We start from the raw sequence: 21813 nt of genomic DNA, 5'->3' as shown, positions 1-21813 counted from the left end.
TTCGGTCCGTCGTGCGCGAACATTAGGCAAACAGGTTCCAGGCCGGTAAACAATAGATCACAATGACTCACGTGACAGCCTCGACGAACGGTGCACCCGCGCAGTTCCTGGCTCTTAGTCACACCTCGCTGATGCATGGCTGGGTGCCGACGACGATCCAGGTGCTGGCCGCGGTCGTGCTGACGTCGGCGGTCGGCTGGCGGTCTCGTCGCTGGCGCACGGTGCGGATGCCGGCGGCCGCGCTGGGCGGCGCAACCGTGGCCTACCTGACGCACTGGTACATCGTCGACCATGGGCTCTCCGAGGAACCGGCGCCGGCGGCGCTCTGGGTCTGGATCGCGCTGACGGGCATGGCGGCGGCGGTGCTGGTTCTGGGATGGCGCAGCGCGCGCCGCTGGCGGCGCGGCGCGGCGCTGCTGGCCGTGCCGTTGTGCTTGCTCAGCGCGGCGCTGGCGCTCAACCTGTGGGTGGGCTACTTCCCCACCGTCCAGTCCGCGTGGAGCCAGCTGACGTCCGGCCCGCTGCCCGATCAGACCGACCAGGCGACCGTTACCGCGATGGCCGCCAAGGGAACCCGGCCGCCGCACGGCACCGTGGTGCCCGTCGCGATCCCCTCGGACGGGTCGCACTTCAAACACCGTGGCGAGCTCGTTTATCTGCCGCCCGAATGGTTCGCCACTTCCCCACCGCCGCCGTTGCCGACCGTGATGATGATCGGCGGGCAGTTCAACACGCCGGCGGACTGGACGCGTGCGGGCAACGCGGTCAAGACGATCGATGACTTCGCGGCCGCGCATGGCGGTAAGGCGCCGGTGTTCGTGTTCGTGGACTCCGGCGGCGCCTTCAACAACGACACCGAATGCGTCAACGGGGTTCGGGGCAACGCGGCCGACCACCTCACCAAAGACGTCGTGCCCTATATGGTTTCGGCGTTCGGCGTCAGCCCGCTCCGGTCCAACTGGGGCGTGGCGGGCTGGTCCATGGGCGGGACCTGCGCCGTGGATCTGACCGTCATGCATCCCGACATGTTCAGCGCGTTCGTCGATGTTGCCGGCGACTTCTTCCCCAACGCCGGCAACAAGGCCCAGACCATCGCCCGGCTGTTCGGCGGAAACGCCGACGCCTGGGCGGCTTTCGATCCGTCCACGGTGATCAACCGGCACGGACCGTACCGCGACGTGGCCGGGTGGTTCGCGATTTCGTCGGACGGCCCGGCGGCGGGGCGCCGCGACATCCAGCTGACCGACAGCGGCGCCATCCGTCTGGCGGGACGTGAGGCGGCCGCCAACCCGGCGAATCAGACCGCGGCCGCCTATTCGCTGTGTGCGCTCGGCCGTGCCAACGGAATCGACTGCGCGGTCGTCCCGCAGCCGGGCAGGCACGATTGGCCGTTCGCGGACCGCGTGTTCGCGGCCGCGCTGCCCTGGCTGGCCGGGGCGCTGGGCACCCCGGGCATTTCGCGGACGCCGCTGCCCGCCCCGTCCGCGCCGGCCGGTGGCGCCCCGGTCGTCGTTCCGGCCGAACATTCCAACACCGCGATGCGGTAGCGCGGGTGTTATCCGTTGCGCGCGTTCGGCGTGCGGTCTTCGCGCGGCACTGCCATCCGTGGAGCGCGTGGAGCCGCTGGGCGAGCACGCCGTTGATTCTGGTCCCGCCATGGACGCGGCAATGGAGCCACGCGGTGTGGATTGCGTTGTGGCTGGCCGTGAACCCGTTCATTTTCGGCGAGCCCGCGCATCACCGCGCATGGTCGACGCGGGCCATGCTGGGCGAGGAGCTGTGGATCAGCCGCCGCCCGCGCGATGCGGCGACAGCGGTCAGCGGGGCGACGTCGGCCGCCGCATTGGGCGCGGTGCTCGCCGCCCGTCGCCGCCGGCTGCGGCCGGCGCTGATCGCGGTCGCCGTGCAGATGGCGCTGACCCTGGTGTACTGGCAGCAGATGGTGCGGTATCTCGAGCGGCAGTCGCGGTAACGGGACCTCGTGCACGAGAACGCCGTTCGCCCGGGCCGCGCGCGGCCGTCAGGCGCGTGCCCGCGCGGAGGCCGCGGCGCAACGCAACCGCGGCAGTGATACGCAGATATGGTTATCCGATACCGCCATATCGTGACGCGATGCGGGTGTATTGTCCGGCCGTGGGACCCACCCGGTTGTTTCCGTACGACCCGCCCCCTCCAGCAGAACCCTCACCCAAGGAGCGCATTCGCGACGCCGCATTGAGCTGCTTTGCCGTTCGCGGCATCGCCGCCACGACGCTGCGCGCGGTTGCCGAGACCGCAGGGGTTTCGATTGGGCTGGTGCAGCACCACTTTCGCACCAAGGCCGCGCTGAGCGCCGCCGTCGATCAGTACGTCCTGCAGGCGGTTAGTGAGGCGTTGGAACCCGCTACGCTGCCCGAGCCACCCGCCGACAATCTCAACGAGGCCGGGCGCCGGCTGACCGCGCTGATGGTCGAACGTCCCGACGTGATGACCTATCTCGGACGCGCGCTCGCCGAGGGTGGCGCATTGGGTTCGGTCATCTTCACCGGGCTGGTGGGTATCAGCGCGGGCCAGGGCGACCAGTTCGGGCAACAGGGCAAACTCCGACCCGACCTGGATCCCGACTGGGGAGTGCTCAACCCGCTCATCCTGCGCATCGGCGCCATCATTCTGCATCCCTACATCGAACTCTACCTGGGTGAGTCGTTCTTCACCGCGCCTCAGCTGCGACGCTGGGACGCCGCGGTCACCAGCCTGATACGGCGAGGGCAATTCCTCGAGCAGACGGAGCCGCAGGATAAGGATGTCATCGCCTGGTGAGCGGCCAAACGCAGCGTTACGGGGGCCGACACGCCGGTCAGGTGCTATACACGAAACACCATGGACGAGCGCACCGTAACCGCGTACAGCGCACAAATTCTCGACTCCGATGAGCCCGGCGATCGTCTGGTATTGGACCGTCTTCGAACCGATCCCACCATCGAGGTCGTCGATCGACTCGACGCCCAACTGACTAACCTGCGCGGTCTCCACCCGGCGCCGGATTCGACACTTCTCGGCGAAGGAACCCGATGGGCGTACTACCCGTGGCGGCGTGCCGTCGTTGCGGTGCTGGGGCCGCGCGGATTTCGGGCGTTACGGCTTGATCGCAACAGAAACAACATCACCATCGCGGAACAAGCCCGGCTCAGCTCGCTGACCATCGGCGTCGCTGGTCTTAGCGTCGGCCATGTCATCGCGCACACCCTGGCGGTTCAGGGATTGTGTGGCCGCCTTCGGCTGGCAGATTTCGATCATTTGGAACTGTCGAACCTGAATCGAGTGCCGGCCACTGTGTTCGACCTCGGGCTGAACAAAGCTCACGTGGCGGCGCGCAGGATTGCTGAGCTCGATCCCTACCTGGCGGTGGACGTGCTCGACACCGGGATTACCGCAGACACCATTGACGCGTTCTTGGATGGACTGGACATCGCCATCGAAGAGTGTGATTCGCTCGACATGAAGGTCGCGTTGCGGACGGCGGCCCGTGACAGGCATCTCCCCGTGTTGATGGCGACCAGCGACCGGGGACGCGTCGATGTCGAACGCTTCGATCAAGACCCTGAACGTCCGATCATGCACGGATTGCTGGACGAGCTCGACGTCGAGTTGGTGGCGGGCATGAGTACCCGGGAGAAGCTCCCGCACATGCTGCGTTACGACGAAGCCGGGCACATCTCGCCGCGCACTGCCGCATCGCTCATCGAGATCGACCGGTCGCTCTCGACGTGGCCCCAGCTAGCATCCGATGTCATTGTGGGCGCGTCGGCGTTGGCGGAGGCTGTCCGCAGAATCGGACTGGGCGAAAACCTGAAATCCGGCCGGTGCCGCATCGACACGGGCTGGGCGCTCGATCAATTGGGCGAGGTCGAAACGGCCCAGCATCGCCCTGCGCGTGACAACGAGCTTGGAGATAACCCGGCACCTCCCGCAGTCGACGACACGATCGTCGCCGCCGCGATGCGCGCCCCCTCGGGGGGAAACAGCCAGCCGTGGCGCATCGACGCGCAACCGACCGAGCTCACCATAAGCGTTGCCACAGAACATACTTCGACGATGGACGTGGGCTTCCGCGGCAGCGCTGTCGCAGTGGGCGCCGCGTTGTATAACGTGAGAATCGCCGCCGCCGCCCGTGGGATGCTCGGCCCGGTGAGTGTATCCGAAGGCGGCGCCGGGCCTCCGCTGCGGGCCACCATGCACTTCGGAAACGGTAGCGACCCGGCCCTGGCCGATCTTTATGAACCGATGCTCGTGCGCGAGACCAACCGTCATCGCGGAACAGCTCAGTCACTCGACCATCAGACGACGAAGTTACTCGCCGTGACGGCCGAGCGGGAAGGCGCGCGCCTGCACCTGCTCACCGAGCGAGACGACCTTTTGCGGGCCGCAACGATTTTCGGGGCGGCCGACCGCATCCGGTACTTGACGCCGCAATTGCACACAGAGATGGTTTCGGAACTGCGCTGGCCCGGGGATCCAGAACCCGACACGGGTATCGACGTGCGATCTCTCGAACTCGACGCCAGCGACTTGGCGTTGATGGATATCGTGCGGCGGTCCGATGTCATGGCTTACCTTGCGGATTGGAACGCCGGCAGTGCGCTGGGCGACGGCATGCGCGACGAAGTCCTCACGAGCTCCGCGCTGGCGGTGCTCACCGTGACCGGGGGGTGCCTGAGCGACTACGCCCGCGGCGGGTCGGCCGTTGAGGCGGTATGGATCGTCGCCCAGCGCGAAGGCCTCGCTGTCAGGCCGCTGTCGCCGGTTTTTCTGCATGCGCGAAGCGCTGCCGATCTCAATGAGTTATCGGCTGGCTTCGCCGGCGAATTAGCGCGATTACAAGACGATTTTGTGCGCCTCATCGCGACCGATACAGAGGAATCGATCGTGCTGGTCTTGCGCTTGACCTCCGCGCCGCCACCGTCGGTGTCCAGTCGCCGCAGCCCGAGCCGGGTCCGCTCTGGGCGCCCTGATGCGCCCGTCGCGTGACGAGCGCCTGGGGCCATCGGACCTCAGAACGGTTTCGCCGTGAATCCCCATCGCAACAAAGCCGACTCGCGGCGGGCTTGACGGCTCAGCCGGGGATCACGCGTGCCGGTCGGCGCGTTCGGTTCGCCGCGCGCGCCGAACATCCAGTACGCCTGCAGGTAGGGCACCGGTGTCGAATGACCGCGGCGCATGCCTTGCAGACCCGCTGCGGCAAGCTCTTTCGACAGTTCCGCGATCGTGAACGCCGCCGCCTCGCTCGCAATGGCATCTTGGCGCAGGACGGCGGGCGAGGCGGGGTCGGCGATCTCCAGCATCTTGGGGGCGGCTGCCGGGTCCCGGAGGCGCTGAAAATCGGAAATCCATATTGCGGCCCCGCTGCGGCGTTGGATGGCAGCGATCTGCCCAAGGGCGCCGCGCAGCGTGTCGAAATCCGGTAGCTGATGCAGTGTCCACATGCAGGAGATGGCGTCCCACGGACCGGTTGAAACCCGTTCCGGCAACGCCGTGATGTCCTCCAGGCGCAGTTCGACACGTTCTCCGAGGCCTTCGGCTTCGAACAGCTCCCGCGCCGTGGACAGCATGTTGGGGGCGAGATCGACGGCGGTGGCCCGGATGTCGGGCCGTCGGCGCAGGACGGCACTGAGCGCACGGCCGGAGCCGACGCCGAGATCCAGCAAGTGGCCTCCGGGTGGCAGCAGCGCGTCAAGCGCGCGCGCACACAAGTCGTACACCGCGCACATGCCGGGATTGGATGCACCACCAGTGTGGAACTGTGCGACGGACTCCGGATCGTCCACCACCATCGGCTCAGGAATGCGCTCCCGCCCCGGCGGATGCGACCGCTCACGCAAAACGATCCCAGGCATTCGCCATAGCGGCCGAATTCTCTTCACCCTCAACCTTTCATGGGTCCGCGTGATCGATTTCTCGTCAGGCTCTGGCGGCAGTCAGGTACCCGGCCGAAGTGTCGTAGATGATTATTAACCTGTCTGCGCAGTCTGCACTGGCGTCCCATTGAATTTCGCTGCGTCGAAACGGACGTCCTGGAATACTTGTCCGGTCAGCGGGGGCCGCAAAGCTTTCGGCCTGCGCGGTCGTTCGACCGGCGTAGGCAACAGCATTATCCGCAGGAGGTAGGCGTGGTTCAGGCCCTTGCACGTGACGGAATCGAATGCCTGCCCCTGCCGCCGGTGAACCCGATGCCTTACCGTCAGCGCCTCGCGGCGGTGCGGGAATTCAGCACGGGGACCGAACGGCTGCGTGACGCCGGCGGGCGGGTGACGTCGTTCAAGTTAGGGCCGCGATGGCTGATGCCCCCGATGGTGTTGGCGACGTCTCCGGAGGCCATCCGCGACATCCTCAGTACCAAAGACGATTCCGTGGACAAGACCACCCCGGTATTCGACCAAGTGCGCCGCGTCATCGGCGCCAGCCTCACCGATCTTCCCTTCGAGCAATGGAAGCCACGCCGGCGCACCCTACAGCCGGTGTTCACCAAGCAGCGTGTGAGCGAGTTCGGCGGTCACATGGAGCAGGCGGCGCAATCGGTGAGCGAAGGCTGGCATGAGGACGCCCTGATCGATTTGGACGCCGAATGCCGCACGATCACGTTGCGCGCGCTGGGCCGATCGGTGCTCGGACTCGACCTGGAACAACGGGCCGACGAGGTCGTCGAGCCATTGCGGATCGCGTTGGCCTACGCGGTCAGGCGCGCGACGCGCCCGCTACGCGCGCCGCGCTGGTTGCCCACGCCGGCGCGTCGGCGCGCGCGAGCGGCAAGCGCCAAACTTCACGCCCTGACGCAGGAGATCCTGCGGGACTGCCGCGCCGATCCGACGCGAGTCGCACCCCTGGTCCATGCGCTCCTCGCCGCCGAGGATCCAGAGACCGGAAAACGGTTGTCTGATGAGGAGATTTGCGACGAGCTGGTGATGTTCCTCTTCGCCGGCCACGACACCACGACGACGGCGTTGACGTATGCGCTGTGGTCTCTGGGACACCACGCCGATTGCCAGGACCGCGTGGCTGCAGAAGTCGCGGCCCTGCCGGATCGGCCGCTGACGTCCGACGACATTCCGCAGCTTGGCTACACGGTGCAGGTGATACGGGAATCGTTGCGCCTGTGCCCCCCGGCGCCCACGGGGACACGCATGGCCTGCCGAGACGTCGAGGTGGGCGGCTACCGGGTGCCCAAGGGCACCATGCTCATTGTCGGGAGAATGGCCGTACAACGCGACCCCCTGCTTTGGGACGATCCGCTTCGATTCGACCCGGATCGGTTCAGCCCGGAGAGCTTCAAAGCTCTCGATCGGTGGCAGTACGTGCCATTCGGCGGCGGACCGCGCTCGTGCATTGGCGACCATTTCGCCATGCTCGAAGTCACGCTCGCCTTAGCGACACTCATCCGCGGAGTCGAAATTCGCTCACTCGATGACGAATTTCCGCTCGCGTTGCACTTCACCATGATTGCCGGCGGTCCGATCCGTGCTCGCGTTCGCCCGCGCCGCTAACCCAGCTAACAGTCGTGGGCCGTAACTTCCGACGGCTGGGTCAGTAGACCGTCCGAAGGATCCATCCGGCGGCGCCGCGTCCCCTCGTCGAGACGCCTCTCGGTACCGATTCCACGCGACCCTGATCACACTCGGGTGTTAACGTGAGCGAATCATTGCTAGAGGCGCTATGCAATGCCAAACGCCGCGCACCGGATACCGCTACGGTTAGGGCAATGTCGGGCACCCTGGACCACCTGGTCACCGCTGCCGCTGCCGAATTGATGGCGGCCACCGCGGCTGACTCTGCCGCGATCAGCCAACGCGTGCTGGGCAATCTGGTTCGCGACCTGGGTGTGGACTTCAGCTTCCTGCGACACAACGATCACTCCATCCGCGCGACCGTCCTCATCGCCGAATTCCCGCCGCGTAACGCCGACCCCGACCCGATCGGCCTGGTGTATTTCGCCGATGCCGACTCCATCTTCGCGCGGACCGAACACCTCAAGGTGCCCGAAGTGGTCCGCCCCGAACCGGAGAACGCCGACTATCAGCACCGTATCGAAGAGGGCACTGGAGCTCCCGCGGTCTCCCTGGCTGCCGTTCCGCTGCTGTCCGGCGACGTCACCACCGGCACGATGGCCTTCGGCAAGCTCGGAGACCGTGAATGGTTACCAGAAGAACTCAATGCGCTACAGGCGATCGCCGCGCTTTTCGCGCAGCTGCAGGCCCGCGTCGTCGCCGAGCAACAGATCCACTACCTCGCTGAGCACGATGAACTCACCGGGCTGCTGAACCGCAGGGCGCTCATCGCGCACCTCGACAACCGGCTGGCGAAAGGACAGCCGGGCCCCGTTTCGGTCATATTCCTCGCCATTGACCGCTTCAAGGTCATCAATAGTCGCCTCGGCCAAGACGCCGGCGATCGATTTATCGAGGCGTTCGCTGCGTTACTTCGTGAGGCCACCCAGGTTCCATCAGTCGTCGCCCGCTTCGGCGGCGACGAGTTTGGCGTCGTGCCATCCGCGGCCATGGATGTCGAGGCGGCTGAAACGTTCGCACACTCATTGCACGGTCGGGTTCGCCAACAAATACCCATCGACGGTGAGATGCTCAGTCGCACCGTAAGTATCGGCGTCGCCGCAGGCCTACCGGGGGACGAGACCACGTCAGACCTGCTACGGCGGGTCGACCAGGCCACCCGGTCGGCGAAGGCTTCCGGCGGCAACAACGTCGCAACGTTCCGACCGGAGATGTCTACCACAGACATGATCCGCAACGACATTGAGCTGCATCTGGAAGGGATGATCGAGGGCGGTGGTGGCGCGTTGGTGCTCCATTATCTCCCGGAGTTCGACATGCGTACCGGCGAGATCCTCGGCACTGAGGCGTTAATTCGTTGGCAACACCCAACTCTGGGTTTGTTGATGCCTGATTCGTTTATCCAGGTCGTGGAGTCGATCAACCTCGGTGCCAAACTCGGCCGCCTAGTAATGCGCTCTGCATGTGCGCAATTCGGACTCTGGCGGTCACACGGTGTCGGGGAGGGCACGGTGCTGCGGGTCAACGTATCTCCCGTACAGCTCGTCACGGCCGGCATCGTCGACACCGTTGCGGCCACCCTCGACGAGTTCGGGCTTGATCCCAGCACCGTCTGTCTGGAGATCACCGAAAGCGTTGTGGTCCAAGATATCGACGCAACACGTCAGACGTTGTTCGCGTTGAAGGACGTTGGAGTACAGATCGCCATCGATGACTTCGGCACCGGCTACAGTGTGTTGACATATCTGAAATCTCTTCCCGTCGATTCGCTCAAGATCGACAAGGGTTTTGTCCAGAGTCTCGATACCAACGCCGGTGATCTGGCGATCGTGCGCTCGACGATGGCCCTGGCTGACGCATTCGGGCTCGATGTCGTGGCCGAAGGGGTGGAAACCGTGGCCGCCGCCGAGAGGTTGCTCAGCCTGGGCTGCCATCGCGCACAAGGCTTTCTGCTGTCACGGCCCCTCGACAGCGCGGCAATGGAGTCGCTGCTGGCCAAACGCGTCATACCGATGAACTTCTCCAGCACGCGGTTTTCCGGAACGGGAAACGCGGTTTAGACCCGCCGAACGCCCAACGCGGGCAGACGGTCGGCCGCTCAGGCGCGACGTTGGAACAAGTAGTAATTCGCCGGGGTTTTCTTATCGTCGAGTTCCTGCTCGTCGCCCGTGAACAACAGCGTCCAGCCGGCGGCGAAGCGCCGTTCGATCTCGGCGTGATCAATGCCCGGCACGCCGAACCGGCCCCCGGGAGGGAATGCGGCAATGAACAGCCGTGCGTCGGGTGCCGCCACTGCGGTGACTTCCCGGACGTACGCCTCACGGTCGCCGCCACTCATGTTGTGGATGCAAGCGTTGTCGACGATCAACTGGAAGCCCGTTCCGATCCCGGACTGACTCAGCTGCGTCACATCGGCACGGGCAAAATTGACCGAGACATCGGCGTTGCGCGCCTTCGCCCGCGCCTTTTCAAGAGGTTTCGCGACGTAATCGACCCCTGTGACCTCCCAGCCCTGCTGGGCGAGGTAGATGGCGCAATCTCCGGTGCCACATCCCACGTCGAGAGCCTGGCCCTTGGGAAGCGCAGGTGTGTCACCGGTTCCCTCGACCAGATCCCGCAGAGGCTGCCCGATCGGATGGCCCTCCCACGGCGTGAAGCCGACCCGGTAGAAGAACCGAAATCGCGTGTGTCGAGAAGCCATAGCCGCAATGATGGCATTCGCGGCAACCGGCCCGTCTCCGACCCCCGATCCGCATCGTCGCGCTGGGCGCCGTGCGCGCCGGCGACCTCGACATCGCGCGTCGCGGGCCCGGTTCTCGTCGACCTCGGCGGGCATAGCCGCGGCGGCTCGCGAAGTACCTCGACGTAACGCTCAGTCGCGCAACGTCATCGCGAGCAAATTTGCGGTCTGGATGTTCGTCATCGTGGCCGCTATCCGCGCGGAGCTCATTGTGCGACACCGCCTTCCCGGTTTCACCGTGGACGCGGCGACGTCACGCTTGGGCTCAGCGATGGGCACGACACGACCCTAGAACACTTCGCAGCCAACCGGGACCGCGTCGTCAAGACGTCAGTTCTTCCAATGCCGAAAAGCGGCTGAGGATTTCGGCGTTCTCGGCGCACATCAGCTTGAATTGCCCCGGCTCTGCATGGGTGGAAAGAGTGCGCCGATCCCACCACATCACTTTGGTTCGGTAGTTTTCATTCGGATAGGCCGCCGCCGGAACGCGCGCGGCCACGACGCCCCCGGAGGATTGCCACTGCTCCAGCACATGGGCCGCCGCGGTAGCCATCACGAATTGAGCACCCAGCAGCGTCATCGTCGGCAGGGCCGTGCGGGCCAAAACTCGCGAAAGCGACTGATTGCCATATTCGCGGGAATTGGCCCAGGCGCTTTTCACCTCCACAACACCAAACGGAAGCCGGTTGGCGATCATATGGCGCAACAGGGAAAGGCCCGGGCTGCCTTTCCACTCCACCAGAGCGTGCGAGTCCTCCGGCGAGCGCAAGGGCCCCACGACGCGCGTGCCCCCGACCACGCGCCCCTGCGGGTCAAGCGCGGCGAAGAACAGCGCCGTGTCCGCACCGTCCGCAATGGCGTCCACGTCGAGCACCCAATCCAATCCGTGCCTGCGATAGCTGTCCAGCGCGCCTTCCAGGTATTGATTCCACAGCGCGGGCTCCGCCCTCGGCGTGGACGCGACGACCCAACATCCCGTCGCGTGGTCGCGCCAACCGGACACACTGTCCGACCGCGGGGCATCAAACACTCTTGCTTCGAGCTGAGCCGCTTCCATGGGTTTGCCTCCACTATTAACCGTGCGATCCGCACTATTTCTTGAACGCGTCTTGAATCGTTTTCTCAATTCGACTCGCGACAAATAACCAAGGAGATTGTGGCATAAGTAGCTAATGGCAGCCGCGCAGCGCGGGTGAAAATTTCAACGCGCGCTTGCTCAGCGGCGCAGGGGATTTGACGAAAACGTCAGCTACCGTTCAGTAACCGGCGACGGCGGGCCGATTTATGGTTAACGCCGGCGTGCGGCTAGAGCACCCGAAATGCGACGCACAGCGACTCCAAGAACTGACAACGGATGTTGCCTATTTCGACAGCTGCGCGCAGTACCGTGGCGGTATGCCCGACGAACCGACCACTGAAGGCGTCGCCGATGCCGGATACGACGACGCCGGTGTGCCTACGTTCGAGTCCGTGCGCGACAAGATTGAGGCGAGGTACTCGACGGCACAAGGCTCCGCCGAACTCGATGCGGAGTCACCCGAGGGGCGCTCGGTCGAGGACGAGTACGACGAACGCCGGCGCGCCGCGGCCGAGCGGCTGGCCCAGATCCGCGAGTCGATGCGACGGGACGGCGACGCGTGAGGAACGCGGGGGCTACGCGGCCGTTGAGGGATTTGCCAGATGCCTTGCCCGACAACGCTATCGGCTGCTACCGCGAAAACGGGCTCAGGCGGTGGCTTTGCGGCGCCGGGTCGATCGGCGCGCGGGAGCGCTGGCCGGCGGTGCGCTGCGCCCGATGACCTCGGCGAGGAACTTCCCGGTGTAGCTCTCGGGCACCGCCGCGACGTCCTCCGGAGTGCCTTCCGCGACAACGGTTCCGCCCTCGGCGCCGCCTTCCGGGCCCATGTCGACGATCCAGTCCGAGGTCTTGATGACGTCCAGGTTGTGTTCGATGACGATGACCGTATTGCCCTTGTCGACAAGGCCGTTGATGACCTTGAGCAGCTTGCGGATGTCGTCGAAATGCAGCCCCGTGGTGGGCTCGTCGAGGATGTAGATGGTGCGTCCGGTGGAGCGCTTCTGCAGTTCGGCGGCCAGTTTGACGCGCTGCGCCTCGCCGCCGGACAACGTCGGCGCCGGCTGGCCGAGCCGCACATAACCGAGACCGACGTCGACCAGGGTGCGCAGATAGCGGTGGATGCCGGTGATCGGCTCGAAGAATTCGGCCGCCTCCTCGATGGACATGTCCAGCACCTCGGAGATGGTCTTGCCCTTGTAGTGCACCTCGAGGGTCTCCCGGTTGTACCGGGCGCCATGACACACCTCGCACGGGACGTACACGTCGGGCAAAAAGTTCATCTCGATCTTGATGGTGCCGTCACCGGTGCACGCTTCGCAGCGGCCGCCCTTGACGTTGAACGAGAACCGGCCCGGTTGGTAGCCACGGACTTTGGCCTCGGTGGTGGCGGCGAACAGGGTGCGGATCTTGTCGAACACGCCGGTGTAGGTGGCCGGATTCGACCGCGGCGTGCGCCCGATCGGCGACTGGTCCACCCGCACCAGCTTGTCCAGGTGGTCAAGCCCGGTGACCCGGGTGTGACGCCCGGGAACCTGCCGGGCGCCGTTGAGCCGGTTGGCCAGCACCGCCGCGAGGATGTCGTTGACCAGAGTCGACTTGCCGGACCCGGACACGCCGGTCACCGACGTGAGCACCCCGAGCGGGAACGAGACGTCGATGCCGCGCAGGTTGTGCTCGCGGGCGCCGACGACGGTGAGCTGACGGCGCCGGTCGACGGGACGCCGGATCGCCGGCATCTCGATGCTTTCCTTGCCCGACAGGTAGGCGCCCGTGATCGAGTCCTTGTTGGCCAGCAGCTCGCTGTAGGTGCCGCTGTGCACGATCTGGCCGCCGTGCTCGCCGGCCCGCGGGCCGATGTCCACGATCCAGTCGGCGTGCGCGATGGTGTCCTCGTCGTGCTCGACGACAATCAGAGTGTTGCCCAAACCCCTTAGGCGAGTGAGGGTTTCGATGAGGCGACGGTTGTCGCGCTGATGCAGCCCGATGGACGGCTCGTCGAGCACGTAGAGCACGCCCACCAGACCGGACCCGATCTGGGTGGCCAGCCGGATGCGTTGCGCCTCACCGCCGGACAGCGTGGCCGCCGCGCGGGACAGCGACAGATATTCCAGCCCGACGTCGAGCAAAAAGCCCAGCCGCGACTGGATTTCCTTGAGCACCTGCCCGGCGATCGCCTGCTCGCGCGGCCCCAGGGTGAGGGTGTTGAGGAAGTCGGCGCAATCGGAGATCGACAGCTCACAGACCTCGGCGATGGACTTCTTGCCGCGATTCCCCGCGCTCAACGACACGGCCAGGATCTCCGGCTTGAGCCGGGTGCCCTCGCAGACCGGGCACGGCACGTCGCGCATGAAGCCCTCGTAGCGTTCCTTCATCTGCTCGGATTCGGTCTGCGCCATCTTGCGCTGCAAAAACGCCAGCACGCCCTCGAAATCGGCGTAATACGACCGGGTTCGGCCGTACCGGTTGCGGTACCGCACGTGCACCTGATGGTCGGAGCCCTCGAGGATCGCCTTGCGGGCCTTGGCCGGCAGCTTGCGCCACGGGGTGTCGACGTCGAAGCCCAGCTCGTCACCGAGCCCGGCCATCATCCGGGTGAAGTACTCCCCCGTGTGGCCCGTCGACCACGGCGCCACCGCGCCCTCGGCCAGGGTGCGCTCGGGGTCGGGCACCACCAGGTCGGGGTCGACCTCCTTGCGGATGCCCAGCCCGCTGCACTCGGGGCAGGCGCCGTACGGCGAGTTGAACGAGAACGACCGCGGCTCCAGGTCGTCGACGGCCAGCGCGTGGCCGTTGGGGCAGGCCAGCTTCTCGGAGAACCGCTGCTCGCGATTGTGGGCGTCGTGCTCGTGATCGACGAACTCGAGCACCACGATGCCGTCGGCCAGATTCAGCGCGGTTTCCACCGAGTCGGTGAGCCGCTGCTTGGCGCTGGCCTTCACGGTGAGGCGGTCCACCACCACCTCGATGTCGTGCTTCTCCTGCTTCTTCAGCTTCGGCGGATCGGTCAGCGGATGCACGACGCCGTCGACCCGGACCCGGCTGTAGCCCTGGGCGTTGAGCTTCTCGAAGAGGTCGGCGAACTCGCCCTTGCGGGTGCGCACCACCGGGGCGAGCACCTGGAACCGGGTGCCCTCCGGCATCGCCAGCACCTGATCCACGATTTGCTGCGGGGTCTGGCGGGCGATCCGCTCACCACACACCGGGCAGTGCGGGGTGCCCGCGCGCGCGTACAGCAACCGCAGGTAGTCGTAGACCTCGGTGATGGTGCCGACCGTCGACCTCGGGTTGCGGTTGGTGGACTTCTGGTCGATGGACACCGCCGGGGAGAGGCCCTCGATGAAGTCCACGTCCGGCTTGTCCATCTGCCCGAGGAACTGGCGGGCGTAGGCCGACAGCGACTCCACGTAGCGCCGCTGCCCCTCGGCGAAAATCGTGTCGAAGGCCAGCGACGACTTGCCCGAACCCGACAGCCCGGTGAAGACGATCAGCGCGTCGCGGGGCAGGTCGAGGTCGACGCCGCGCAGGTTGTGCTCGCGGGCGCCCTTGATGATCAGACGGTCAGCCAACGCTGCCCCTCTCAGGAACTATCGGCAACTTTCCGTAGCCGCAAAGCCGATCCGGATCGGAATTGCGCACGGCGCATTCCATGCTATGTGTCCATACCGACAAGCAGCGTGTGACCAGTAACGTGGCCGCTATGACTGCCCAGGACGGCCCCACTGACAAGCTCGTCGACAACTACACGGGACACGTCGACCCTGGTACCGCGGCCCGCCGGACCCTACCCGGCGCCACGATCATAAAGGCGTCGGTGGGCCCCATGGACAACAATGCTTATCTGGTGACGTGTTCCGCCACCGGCGAAACACTGCTCATCGACGCCGCCAACGATGCCGACGACCTGATCGGCCTCATCCGGCAGAACGCGCCGAAGGTGTCGTTGATCGTGACCAGCCATCAGCACTTCGACCACTGGCAGGCCCTGGACGCCGTGGCCAAAGCGACTGGCGCGCCGACCGCCGCCAACGAAATCGACGCCGAGGCGCTGCCGGTCAAGCCGGACCGTTTGCTGGCGGGCGGTGACACGGTGCGGATCGGCGAGCTGAACTTCGACGTCATCCACCTGCGGGGTCACACCCCCGGATCGATCGCGCTGGCCCTCGACGGACCCGCGACCGGCGGGGTCACGCAGTTGTTCACCGGCGACTGCCTGTTCCCGGGCGGCGTCGGCAAAACTTGGCAGCCCGGCGATTTCGAGCAGCTGCTCGACGACGTCACCACCCGGGTGTTCGACGTGTATGACGACTCGACCGTCATCTACCCCGGCCACGGCGACGACACGGTGTTGGGCGCCGAGCGCCCCCACCTGAGCGAATGGCGGGCGCGGGGCTGGTAGTCGCCGGCAGGCCGGGCTTCTACGTCGTGGTGTGCACGATCAGGACGTCGGTCTTGGCCCGCCGCGACACGTTGGCCGGCACCGATCCCAGCAGCCGGCCGGCGATGGTGCTCAGACCGACGTTGCCGACCACGAGCAGGTCAGCGTGCTCTTCCTCGGCGAGATGCACCAGCGCGTCGACCGGCGCCCCCACGATCGGGCGCTCGTCGATGTTTTGCGCACCGGCCGCCTGGGCGCGGTCCTTGGCGTCGCGCAGAATCGCGTAAATCGGCGCGGTGCCCGAAACCTTGTAGCTTTCATCCCGGAGGGCGTCGGCGGCCCGGGCGTCCTCATGTTGGGGCAAGTACGCCGAGGCCACGATCAGCTTGGCGTCCGGCCCGGCGATCTGCGCCGCCTTCTCCACCGCGCGCATCGACGAGTCCGAGCCATCGGTTCCTACCACCACAGTCCGATAGGCGCCCATTTACCCTCCCAGTTTCGGTTGGTCAGCCAACCCAAGACAGTATCGCGTTTGCTCGATGCAGAGGAGATAGATGAACGACACGGTGTGGCGTGGCGCACCCGCGATTTGCGGCGTCTGGCTGCACCAACGGACAATATCGACAATGAAGAAACAATCGCATGCTCGGGGCGATAACGGAAAGCGTTGCATGACGCCGCTTTTCGTGAATACGGGCGCGAACTGCGAATGCGGCGGGTGCTGTTTGTGACCGGCCCGACCGGCCGCGCCCTACAGTAACAATCATCATGTCCATGCCCACCCTCGAGCCGATTTTCGAGCCGCGCGCCGGGGATGTTGTCGACAAATCCGTCGCCGAGCGCCCCCGCGGCAGGTTGCTCGACCCGTGGGCGATCGCCCTGTTCGCCACCGTCGTCAGCGCCGCCTGGGCCTGCCGGCCGTCGCTGTGGTTCGACGAGGGGGCCACGATCTCGGCCGCGGCGAGCCGGACGCTGCCGGAGCTGTGGCGGCTGCTGGGCCACATCGACGCCGTGCATGGGCTGTATTACCTGGTGATGCACGGTTGGTTCGCGCTGTTTCCGCCCACCGAGTTCTTCTCTCGGCTGCCCAGCGCGCTGGCAGTGGGCGCCGCCGCCGCCGGGGTCACGGTGTTCACCAAGCGGTTCGCGACGCGGTCGACGGCGGTGTGCGCCGGCGTCGTCTTCGCCATCCTGCCCCGCACGACGTGGGCCGGCATGGAGGCGCGTTCGTATGGCTTCGTGGCGGCCGCGTCGGTGTGGCTGACGGTGTTGTTCGTGGCCGCCGTCCGGCGCAACAGGCCGCGCTGGTGGATTTGCTACGCGCTGGGATTGATGCTGTCGATCCTGCTGAACGTCAACCTGCTGTTGCTGGTGCCGGTGTACGGCGCGATCCTGCCCCTGCTGCTCCCCGCGGGGGCCCGCAGGTCCCCGGTCTTGTGGTGGGCCGGCAGTTCGGCCGTCGCGGTCGGGGCCATGGTTCCGTTCGCGCTGTTCGCTCATGGCCAGGTGTGGCAGGTCGGCTGGATCTACCCGGTGAGCTGGCATTACGCGTTCGACATCATCCTGCGGCAGTACTTCGACCACAGCGTCGCTTTTGCCGTGCTGAGCGCGGTGCTGATCGTCGCGGCGGCGCTGTCCCGGCTGGCCGGTGCGCCGGCCCCGGCCGGCGACACGCGCCGCTTGCTGATGCTCTGCGCGGCGTGGATGGTCATTCCGACCGCGCTCATCGTCATCTATTCGGCCGTCAGCGAACCGATCTACTACCCGCGCTATCTGATCTTCACCGCGCCAGCGATGGCCATCGTCCTGGCCGTCTGCATCGCCACGCTGGCGCGCCGGCCCTGGCTCATGGTCGCCGCTGTGCTGCTGTTCGCCATCGCCGCGGTGCCGAATTACCTGTTCGTCCAGCGCTGGCCGTACGCCAAGGAGGGCTGGGACTACAGCCAGGTCGCCGACCTGATCGCCTCACACGCCGCCCCCGGCGACTGCCTGATGGTCGACAACACCGTGCCGTGGCGGCCCGGCCCGATCCGGGCGCTGCTGGCCACCCGGCCGGCGGCCTTCCGGTCGCTGATCGACGTCGAGCGCGGCGTGTACGGCCCGAAGGTCGGCTCGCTGTGGGACGGCCACGTCGCCGTATGGCTGACCACGGCCAAAATCAACAAATGCTCGACCATCTGGACCATTACCAACAAAGACGTGTCGCTGCCCGATCACCAATCCGGACATGCGCTGCCGCCCGGAAGCGCATTCGGGCGCGCCCCGGCGTACCGATTCCCGGGCTACCTCGGCTTCCACATCGTCGAGCGCTGGCAATTCCACTACTCGCAGGTGGTGAAGTCCACGCGGTGATCGCCGACCGGCTCAGCCCACGCTGACGACCGGCCGCGCCTGGCGCGTGGCGCGGGTCGCGGCGTACGACACCGCCACACCGGCAGCGCTCAACGCGGTGAAGACCGTAAACAGCAGGTGGGCCGCCATCGCCTCGCCGCCGGTGGCGGTGTTGACGACGACGCCGGCCAGCCCGGCGCCGATCGCCGCGGAGGTCAGCTGGACGGTGTTGATCGCCGCCGAGGCGGCGCCGCCCTCCGCGGGATCGTCGACGCTGGCCATCGCGCGGGCCGACAGGTGCGGCCAGGCCATCCCGATCCCGACGCCGGCGACCAGCAGGGCCACCGCCCACAGCGCGGCGGTCCAGGCGGATCCGTCGCCGTGCCGGGCCACGGCCCCCAGCGCCAGGCCGGACGCCGCCACCAGCGGCGCCACCATGACCACCCGCCCGATCGTTCGGGGGTTTTCCAGCGAGGCGCTGACGATTTCGCTGACCGTCCACCCGAGGGCGAGCGCGGCACCCAGGAATCCGGCCGCGATCGGCGTCAGATGGGCCAACCGCTGCCCGAACAGCGGCACGTACGTGTTCACCATCGCCGCGCCCATCAGGACGCCCATGGTGAGATAGATCCACTTCAACGGCCCGGGAGAGAATACGCTGGGCGGCAAAATGGCCGCGTGCATGCGCCAGTCGACGATCACGAACAGGACGACAAGCAGGATGCCGGCCGCGAGCAGCCCGTACGTCGCGACGGTGTTGCGCGGAATCTGCGCGGCGCTGACGGCCAGTGCGGCCACACCGATGATCAGGAGCGACCACACGGGCACCTTCATCCGCGGGATGCCGTTCGTCGGGTCGACGCGGGCCAGCGCGACGGGCACCAGCATCGCCATCAGGACGGTCAGTACGGCCATCGCGACAAAGGCCCACCGCCAGATGCCGAGCTGCGCGAACAGGCCGCCCGTCGTCGGGCCCACCACGGTCGCCACGCCCCACATCGCCGACACCAGCGCGGAGCCCCGCGTCCACAGCCAGCGGGGCAGCGCGGAGTTGATCACCGCATAGCCCAGGCCGGCCAGCAGCCCCCCGGCCACCCCCTGCATCGCCCGTCCAGCAATCAAAACATGCATGGTGGGCGCGGCGGCGCAAACCAGGCTGGCGATGCCGAACACGGCGAGTCCGAACAAATACGACGACCGCGCCCCGACGCGCAGCAGCATCGGATTGACCATCGTCGCCGCGACCACCGACCCGACCAGGTACAGCGTCGTCACCCACGCGTAGAGCCGACTTCCGCCGATCTCGGCGATGGTGTTGGGCAACAAGCTGGTGGTCAGGAACTCGTTGGTGGCGTAAAGCGCTACCCCGCCGGCCAACAGGATTGACGTCCTCAGATACCTGGCGCCCAGCAGCTCTCGCCAGCCGCCGGTGATAGTCGCCGCGTCGGTCACCCCTCTACCGTATGGGGTGCGGCGGGGATACCGGCCGGAGATCGGTTGCCAGCAAACTCATTTCAGGCCGGCGGCGTCCATCCCGCGCAGTTCCTTCTTGAGGTCGGCGATCTCGTCCCGGAACCGCGCGGCCAGCTCGAACTGCAGGTCGCGGGCGGCGGCCATCATCTGCGCGGTCAGGTCCTTGATCAGGTCGGCCAGCTCGGCGCGGGGCATGCTCGCGGTGTCGCGCCCCTCGAACACCCCGGCGCTGACCGCGCGGCCCGGCTCGCCCTGTGCGCGCCGACCGCGGGACGCATTGCGCCCTGACCCGCCGATCTCCACCGTTTCGCTGTCGTCCGCCTCGCGATAGACCTGGTCGAGGATGTCGGCGATCTTCTTGCGCAGCGGTTGCGGGTCGATCCCGTGGGCCTCGTTGTAGGCGACCTGCTTCGCCCGGCGCCGTTCGGTCTCGTCGATCGCCTCCTTCATCGAGTCGGTGATCGTGTCGGCGTACATGTGCACTTCGCCGGAGACGTTGCGGGCGGCGCGGCCGATGGTTTGGATCAGGCTGCGCGCCGACCGCAGGAACCCCTCTTTGTCGGCATCCAGGATGGCGACGAGCGACACCTCCGGCAGGTCCAGACCCTCGCGCAGCAGGTTGATGCCAACCAGCACGTCGTACTCGCCGAGCCGCAGCTGGCGCAACAGTTCCACCCGGCGCAGCGTGTCGACCTCCGAGTGCAGATAGCGCACCCGGATCCCCATCTCGAGCAGGTAGTCGGTGAGGTCCTCGGCCATCTTCTTGGTGAGCGTCGTGACCAGCACGCGCTGGTCGGCGTCGGTGCGCTTGCGGATCTCGCCGATCAGGTCGTCGATCTGCCCCTTGGTCGGCTTGACCACCACCTTCGGGTCCACCAGGCCGGTGGGCCGGATGACCTGCTCGACGAACTCGCCACCGGACTGGCTGAGCTCGTAGGGGCCCGGGGTGGCCGACAGATACACCGTCTGCCCGATGCGGTCGGCGAACTCCTCCCACGTCAGCGGGCGGTTATCGCACGCCGAAGGCAACCGGAACCCGTATTCGACCAGGTTGCGCTTGCGCGACATGTCGCCCTCGTACATGCCGCCGATCTGCGGCACGGTGACGTGCGACTCGTCGATGACCATCAGGAAGTCTTCCGGGAAGTAGTCGAGCAGGGTCGCCGGCGGCGAGCCCGCCCCCCGGCCGTCGATGTGGCGCGAGTAGTTCTCGATGCCCGAGCAGAACCCGACCTGGCGCATCATTTCGATGTCGTAGTTGGTGCGCATCCTCAGGCGCTGCGCCTCGAGCAGCTTGCCCTGGCCCTCCAGCTCGGCCAGCCGGGCGGCCAGTTCCTCCTCGATCGTCGAGATGGCGTGGGCCATCCGCTCGGGACCGGCCACGTAGTGGGTGGCCGGGAAGATGCGCAGCGAGTCGACCTGGCGGATCACGTCGCCCGTCAGCGGGTGCAGGTAATACAGCGCCTCGATCTCGTCGCCGAAGAACTCGATGCGCACCGCCAGCTCTTCGTAGGACGGGATGATCTCCACCGTGTCACCGCGCACCCGGAAAGACCCGCGGGTGAAGGACAGGTCGTTGCGGGTGTACTGGACGTCGACCAGCAGCCGCAGCAGCCCGTCCCGGGGCACCTCGTTGCCGACCCGCAGCTCCACCGAGCGGTCCAGGTACGACTGCGGTGTGCCCAGGCCGTAGATGCACGACACCGACGCCACCACGACCACGTCGCGCCGCGACAGCAGCGACGACGTCGCGGAGTGCCTCAACCGCTCCACGTCGTCGTTGATCGAGCTGTCCTTCTCGATGTAGGTGTCGGTCTGCGCGATGTACGCCTCGGGCTGGTAGTAGTCGTAGTACGACACGAAGTACTCAACGGCGTTGTGCGGCAACATCTCCCGCAACTCGTTGGCCAGCTGGGCGGCCAGCGTCTTGTTGGGCGCCATGACCAGGGTCGGCCGCTGCAGCCGCTCGATGAGCCAGGCGGTGGTGGCCGACTTCCCGGTGCCGGTGGCGCCGAGCAGCACCACGTCGCGCTCCCCCGCCCTGATCCGGCGCTCCAGCTCGTCGATGGCCGCCGGCTGGTCCCCTGCAGGATCGTGCGGGCTGACCACTTCGAAGCGGCCGCCGACGCGCACCAACCCCGCCACGGCCTCTTCCGCCGGGCGGTATTCCGAATGAGCGACTACTGGATGTTCCGTGGCAAATGCCATGCCACCAGGGTAGAGGCGCTCACCGACAAGTGCGTTGGAGCTGGTCTTTACGAGCCGGCGCGCTCATAGG

At 66.6% G+C, this 21813-nt stretch carries 16 protein-coding genes; 9 read left to right on the top strand and 7 right to left on the bottom strand.

Annotation, left to right across the window (positions count from 1 at the left end; genetic code table 11):
* Window positions 1–62: 62 nt before the first annotated feature.
* The 4 genes from JF781_RS04030 to JF781_RS04015 all read left to right on the top strand — a co-directional run bounded on the left by JF781_RS04030 (window position 63) and on the right by JF781_RS04015 (window position 5007).
* Complete coding sequence (locus JF781_RS04030; RefSeq protein WP_225327511.1) at window positions 63–1547, top strand: alpha/beta hydrolase family protein; 1485 nt, start codon at window positions 63–65, stop codon at window positions 1545–1547.
* A gap of 5 nt (window positions 1548–1552) precedes the next feature.
* Window positions 1553–1972, top strand: coding sequence for a DUF6653 family protein (locus JF781_RS04025; RefSeq protein ID WP_225327510.1), 420 nt, complete (start codon window positions 1553–1555; stop codon window positions 1970–1972).
* A gap of 161 nt (window positions 1973–2133) precedes the next feature.
* Window positions 2134–2799, top strand: coding sequence for a TetR/AcrR family transcriptional regulator (locus tag JF781_RS04020; RefSeq protein WP_225327509.1), 666 nt, complete (start codon window positions 2134–2136; stop codon window positions 2797–2799).
* 60 nt (window positions 2800–2859) lie between these two features.
* Window positions 2860–5007 (top strand): Rv1355c family protein, encoded by a 2148-nt coding sequence (locus tag JF781_RS04015; RefSeq protein WP_225327508.1) that lies wholly within the window; start codon window positions 2860–2862, stop codon window positions 5005–5007.
* 23 nt (window positions 5008–5030) lie between these two features.
* Here JF781_RS04015 and JF781_RS04010 read toward each other — a convergent pair whose 3' ends face one another.
* The gene (locus tag JF781_RS04010; protein WP_225327507.1) at window positions 5031–5810 is read right to left on the bottom strand and encodes a class I SAM-dependent methyltransferase; all 780 of its coding nucleotides are present in this window, start codon (window positions 5808–5810) and stop codon (window positions 5031–5033) included.
* Window positions 5811–6146: 336 nt separating this feature from the next.
* Between JF781_RS04010 and JF781_RS04005 the strand changes: the two genes are divergently transcribed.
* Window positions 6147–7517 carry a cytochrome P450 gene (locus JF781_RS04005; protein ID WP_225327506.1) on the top strand — a complete coding sequence of 457 codons (1371 nt, stop codon included), beginning with the start codon at window positions 6147–6149 and terminating at the stop codon, window positions 7515–7517.
* Window positions 7518–7732: 215 nt separating this feature from the next.
* Window positions 7733–9598 (top strand): bifunctional diguanylate cyclase/phosphodiesterase, encoded by a 1866-nt coding sequence (locus JF781_RS04000; protein ID WP_225327505.1) that lies wholly within the window; start codon window positions 7733–7735, stop codon window positions 9596–9598.
* Window positions 9599–9636: 38 nt separating this feature from the next.
* Here the strand turns inward: JF781_RS04000 and JF781_RS03995 are convergent, their stop codons facing one another.
* Both JF781_RS03995 and JF781_RS03990 read right to left on the bottom strand, forming a co-directional pair.
* The gene (locus tag JF781_RS03995) at window positions 9637–10239 is read right to left on the bottom strand and encodes a bifunctional 2-polyprenyl-6-hydroxyphenol methylase/3-demethylubiquinol 3-O-methyltransferase UbiG (RefSeq protein ID WP_225327504.1); all 603 of its coding nucleotides are present in this window, start codon (window positions 10237–10239) and stop codon (window positions 9637–9639) included.
* Window positions 10240–10600: 361 nt separating this feature from the next.
* Window positions 10601–11335, bottom strand: coding sequence for a hypothetical protein (locus JF781_RS03990; protein ID WP_225327503.1), 735 nt, complete (start codon window positions 11333–11335; stop codon window positions 10601–10603).
* Window positions 11336–11673: 338 nt separating this feature from the next.
* On the opposite strand from JF781_RS03990, the gene JF781_RS03985 reads away from it, so the two are divergent.
* Window positions 11674–11919 (top strand): hypothetical protein, encoded by a 246-nt coding sequence (locus JF781_RS03985; protein ID WP_225327502.1) that lies wholly within the window; start codon window positions 11674–11676, stop codon window positions 11917–11919.
* Between the two features lie 84 nt (window positions 11920–12003).
* Here JF781_RS03985 and uvrA read toward each other — a convergent pair whose 3' ends face one another.
* The gene (uvrA, locus tag JF781_RS03980; protein ID WP_225327501.1) at window positions 12004–14922 is read right to left on the bottom strand and encodes an excinuclease ABC subunit UvrA; all 2919 of its coding nucleotides are present in this window, start codon (window positions 14920–14922) and stop codon (window positions 12004–12006) included.
* A gap of 131 nt (window positions 14923–15053) precedes the next feature.
* Between uvrA and JF781_RS03975 the strand changes: the two genes are divergently transcribed.
* The gene (locus JF781_RS03975) at window positions 15054–15752 is read left to right on the top strand and encodes an MBL fold metallo-hydrolase (RefSeq protein ID WP_225327500.1); all 699 of its coding nucleotides are present in this window, start codon (window positions 15054–15056) and stop codon (window positions 15750–15752) included.
* A gap of 19 nt (window positions 15753–15771) precedes the next feature.
* On the opposite strand, the gene JF781_RS03970 is transcribed toward JF781_RS03975, so the two are convergent.
* The gene (locus tag JF781_RS03970; RefSeq protein WP_225327499.1) at window positions 15772–16215 is read right to left on the bottom strand and encodes a universal stress protein; all 444 of its coding nucleotides are present in this window, start codon (window positions 16213–16215) and stop codon (window positions 15772–15774) included.
* Between the two features lie 284 nt (window positions 16216–16499).
* On the opposite strand from JF781_RS03970, the gene JF781_RS03965 reads away from it, so the two are divergent.
* A complete protein-coding gene (locus JF781_RS03965; protein ID WP_225327498.1) occupies window positions 16500–18083 on the top strand; it encodes a hypothetical protein in 1584 nt (527 codons plus the stop codon).
* Between the two features lie 12 nt (window positions 18084–18095).
* Here the strand turns inward: JF781_RS03965 and JF781_RS03960 are convergent, their stop codons facing one another.
* Both JF781_RS03960 and uvrB read right to left on the bottom strand, forming a co-directional pair.
* A complete protein-coding gene (locus tag JF781_RS03960; protein ID WP_225327497.1) occupies window positions 18096–19514 on the bottom strand; it encodes an MFS transporter in 1419 nt (472 codons plus the stop codon).
* 57 nt (window positions 19515–19571) lie between these two features.
* Complete coding sequence (gene uvrB, locus JF781_RS03955) at window positions 19572–21743, bottom strand: excinuclease ABC subunit UvrB (protein ID WP_225327496.1); 2172 nt, start codon at window positions 21741–21743, stop codon at window positions 19572–19574.
* Window positions 21744–21813: the final 70 nt, after the last annotated feature.

It is taken from the genome of Mycobacterium sp. WUMAC-067 (assembly GCF_020217485.1).
Lineage (GTDB): Bacteria > Actinomycetota > Actinomycetes > Mycobacteriales > Mycobacteriaceae > Mycobacterium.
Note: the sequence above shows the minus strand (reverse complement) of the source record. Positions and strands in the feature narration are given on the sequence as shown.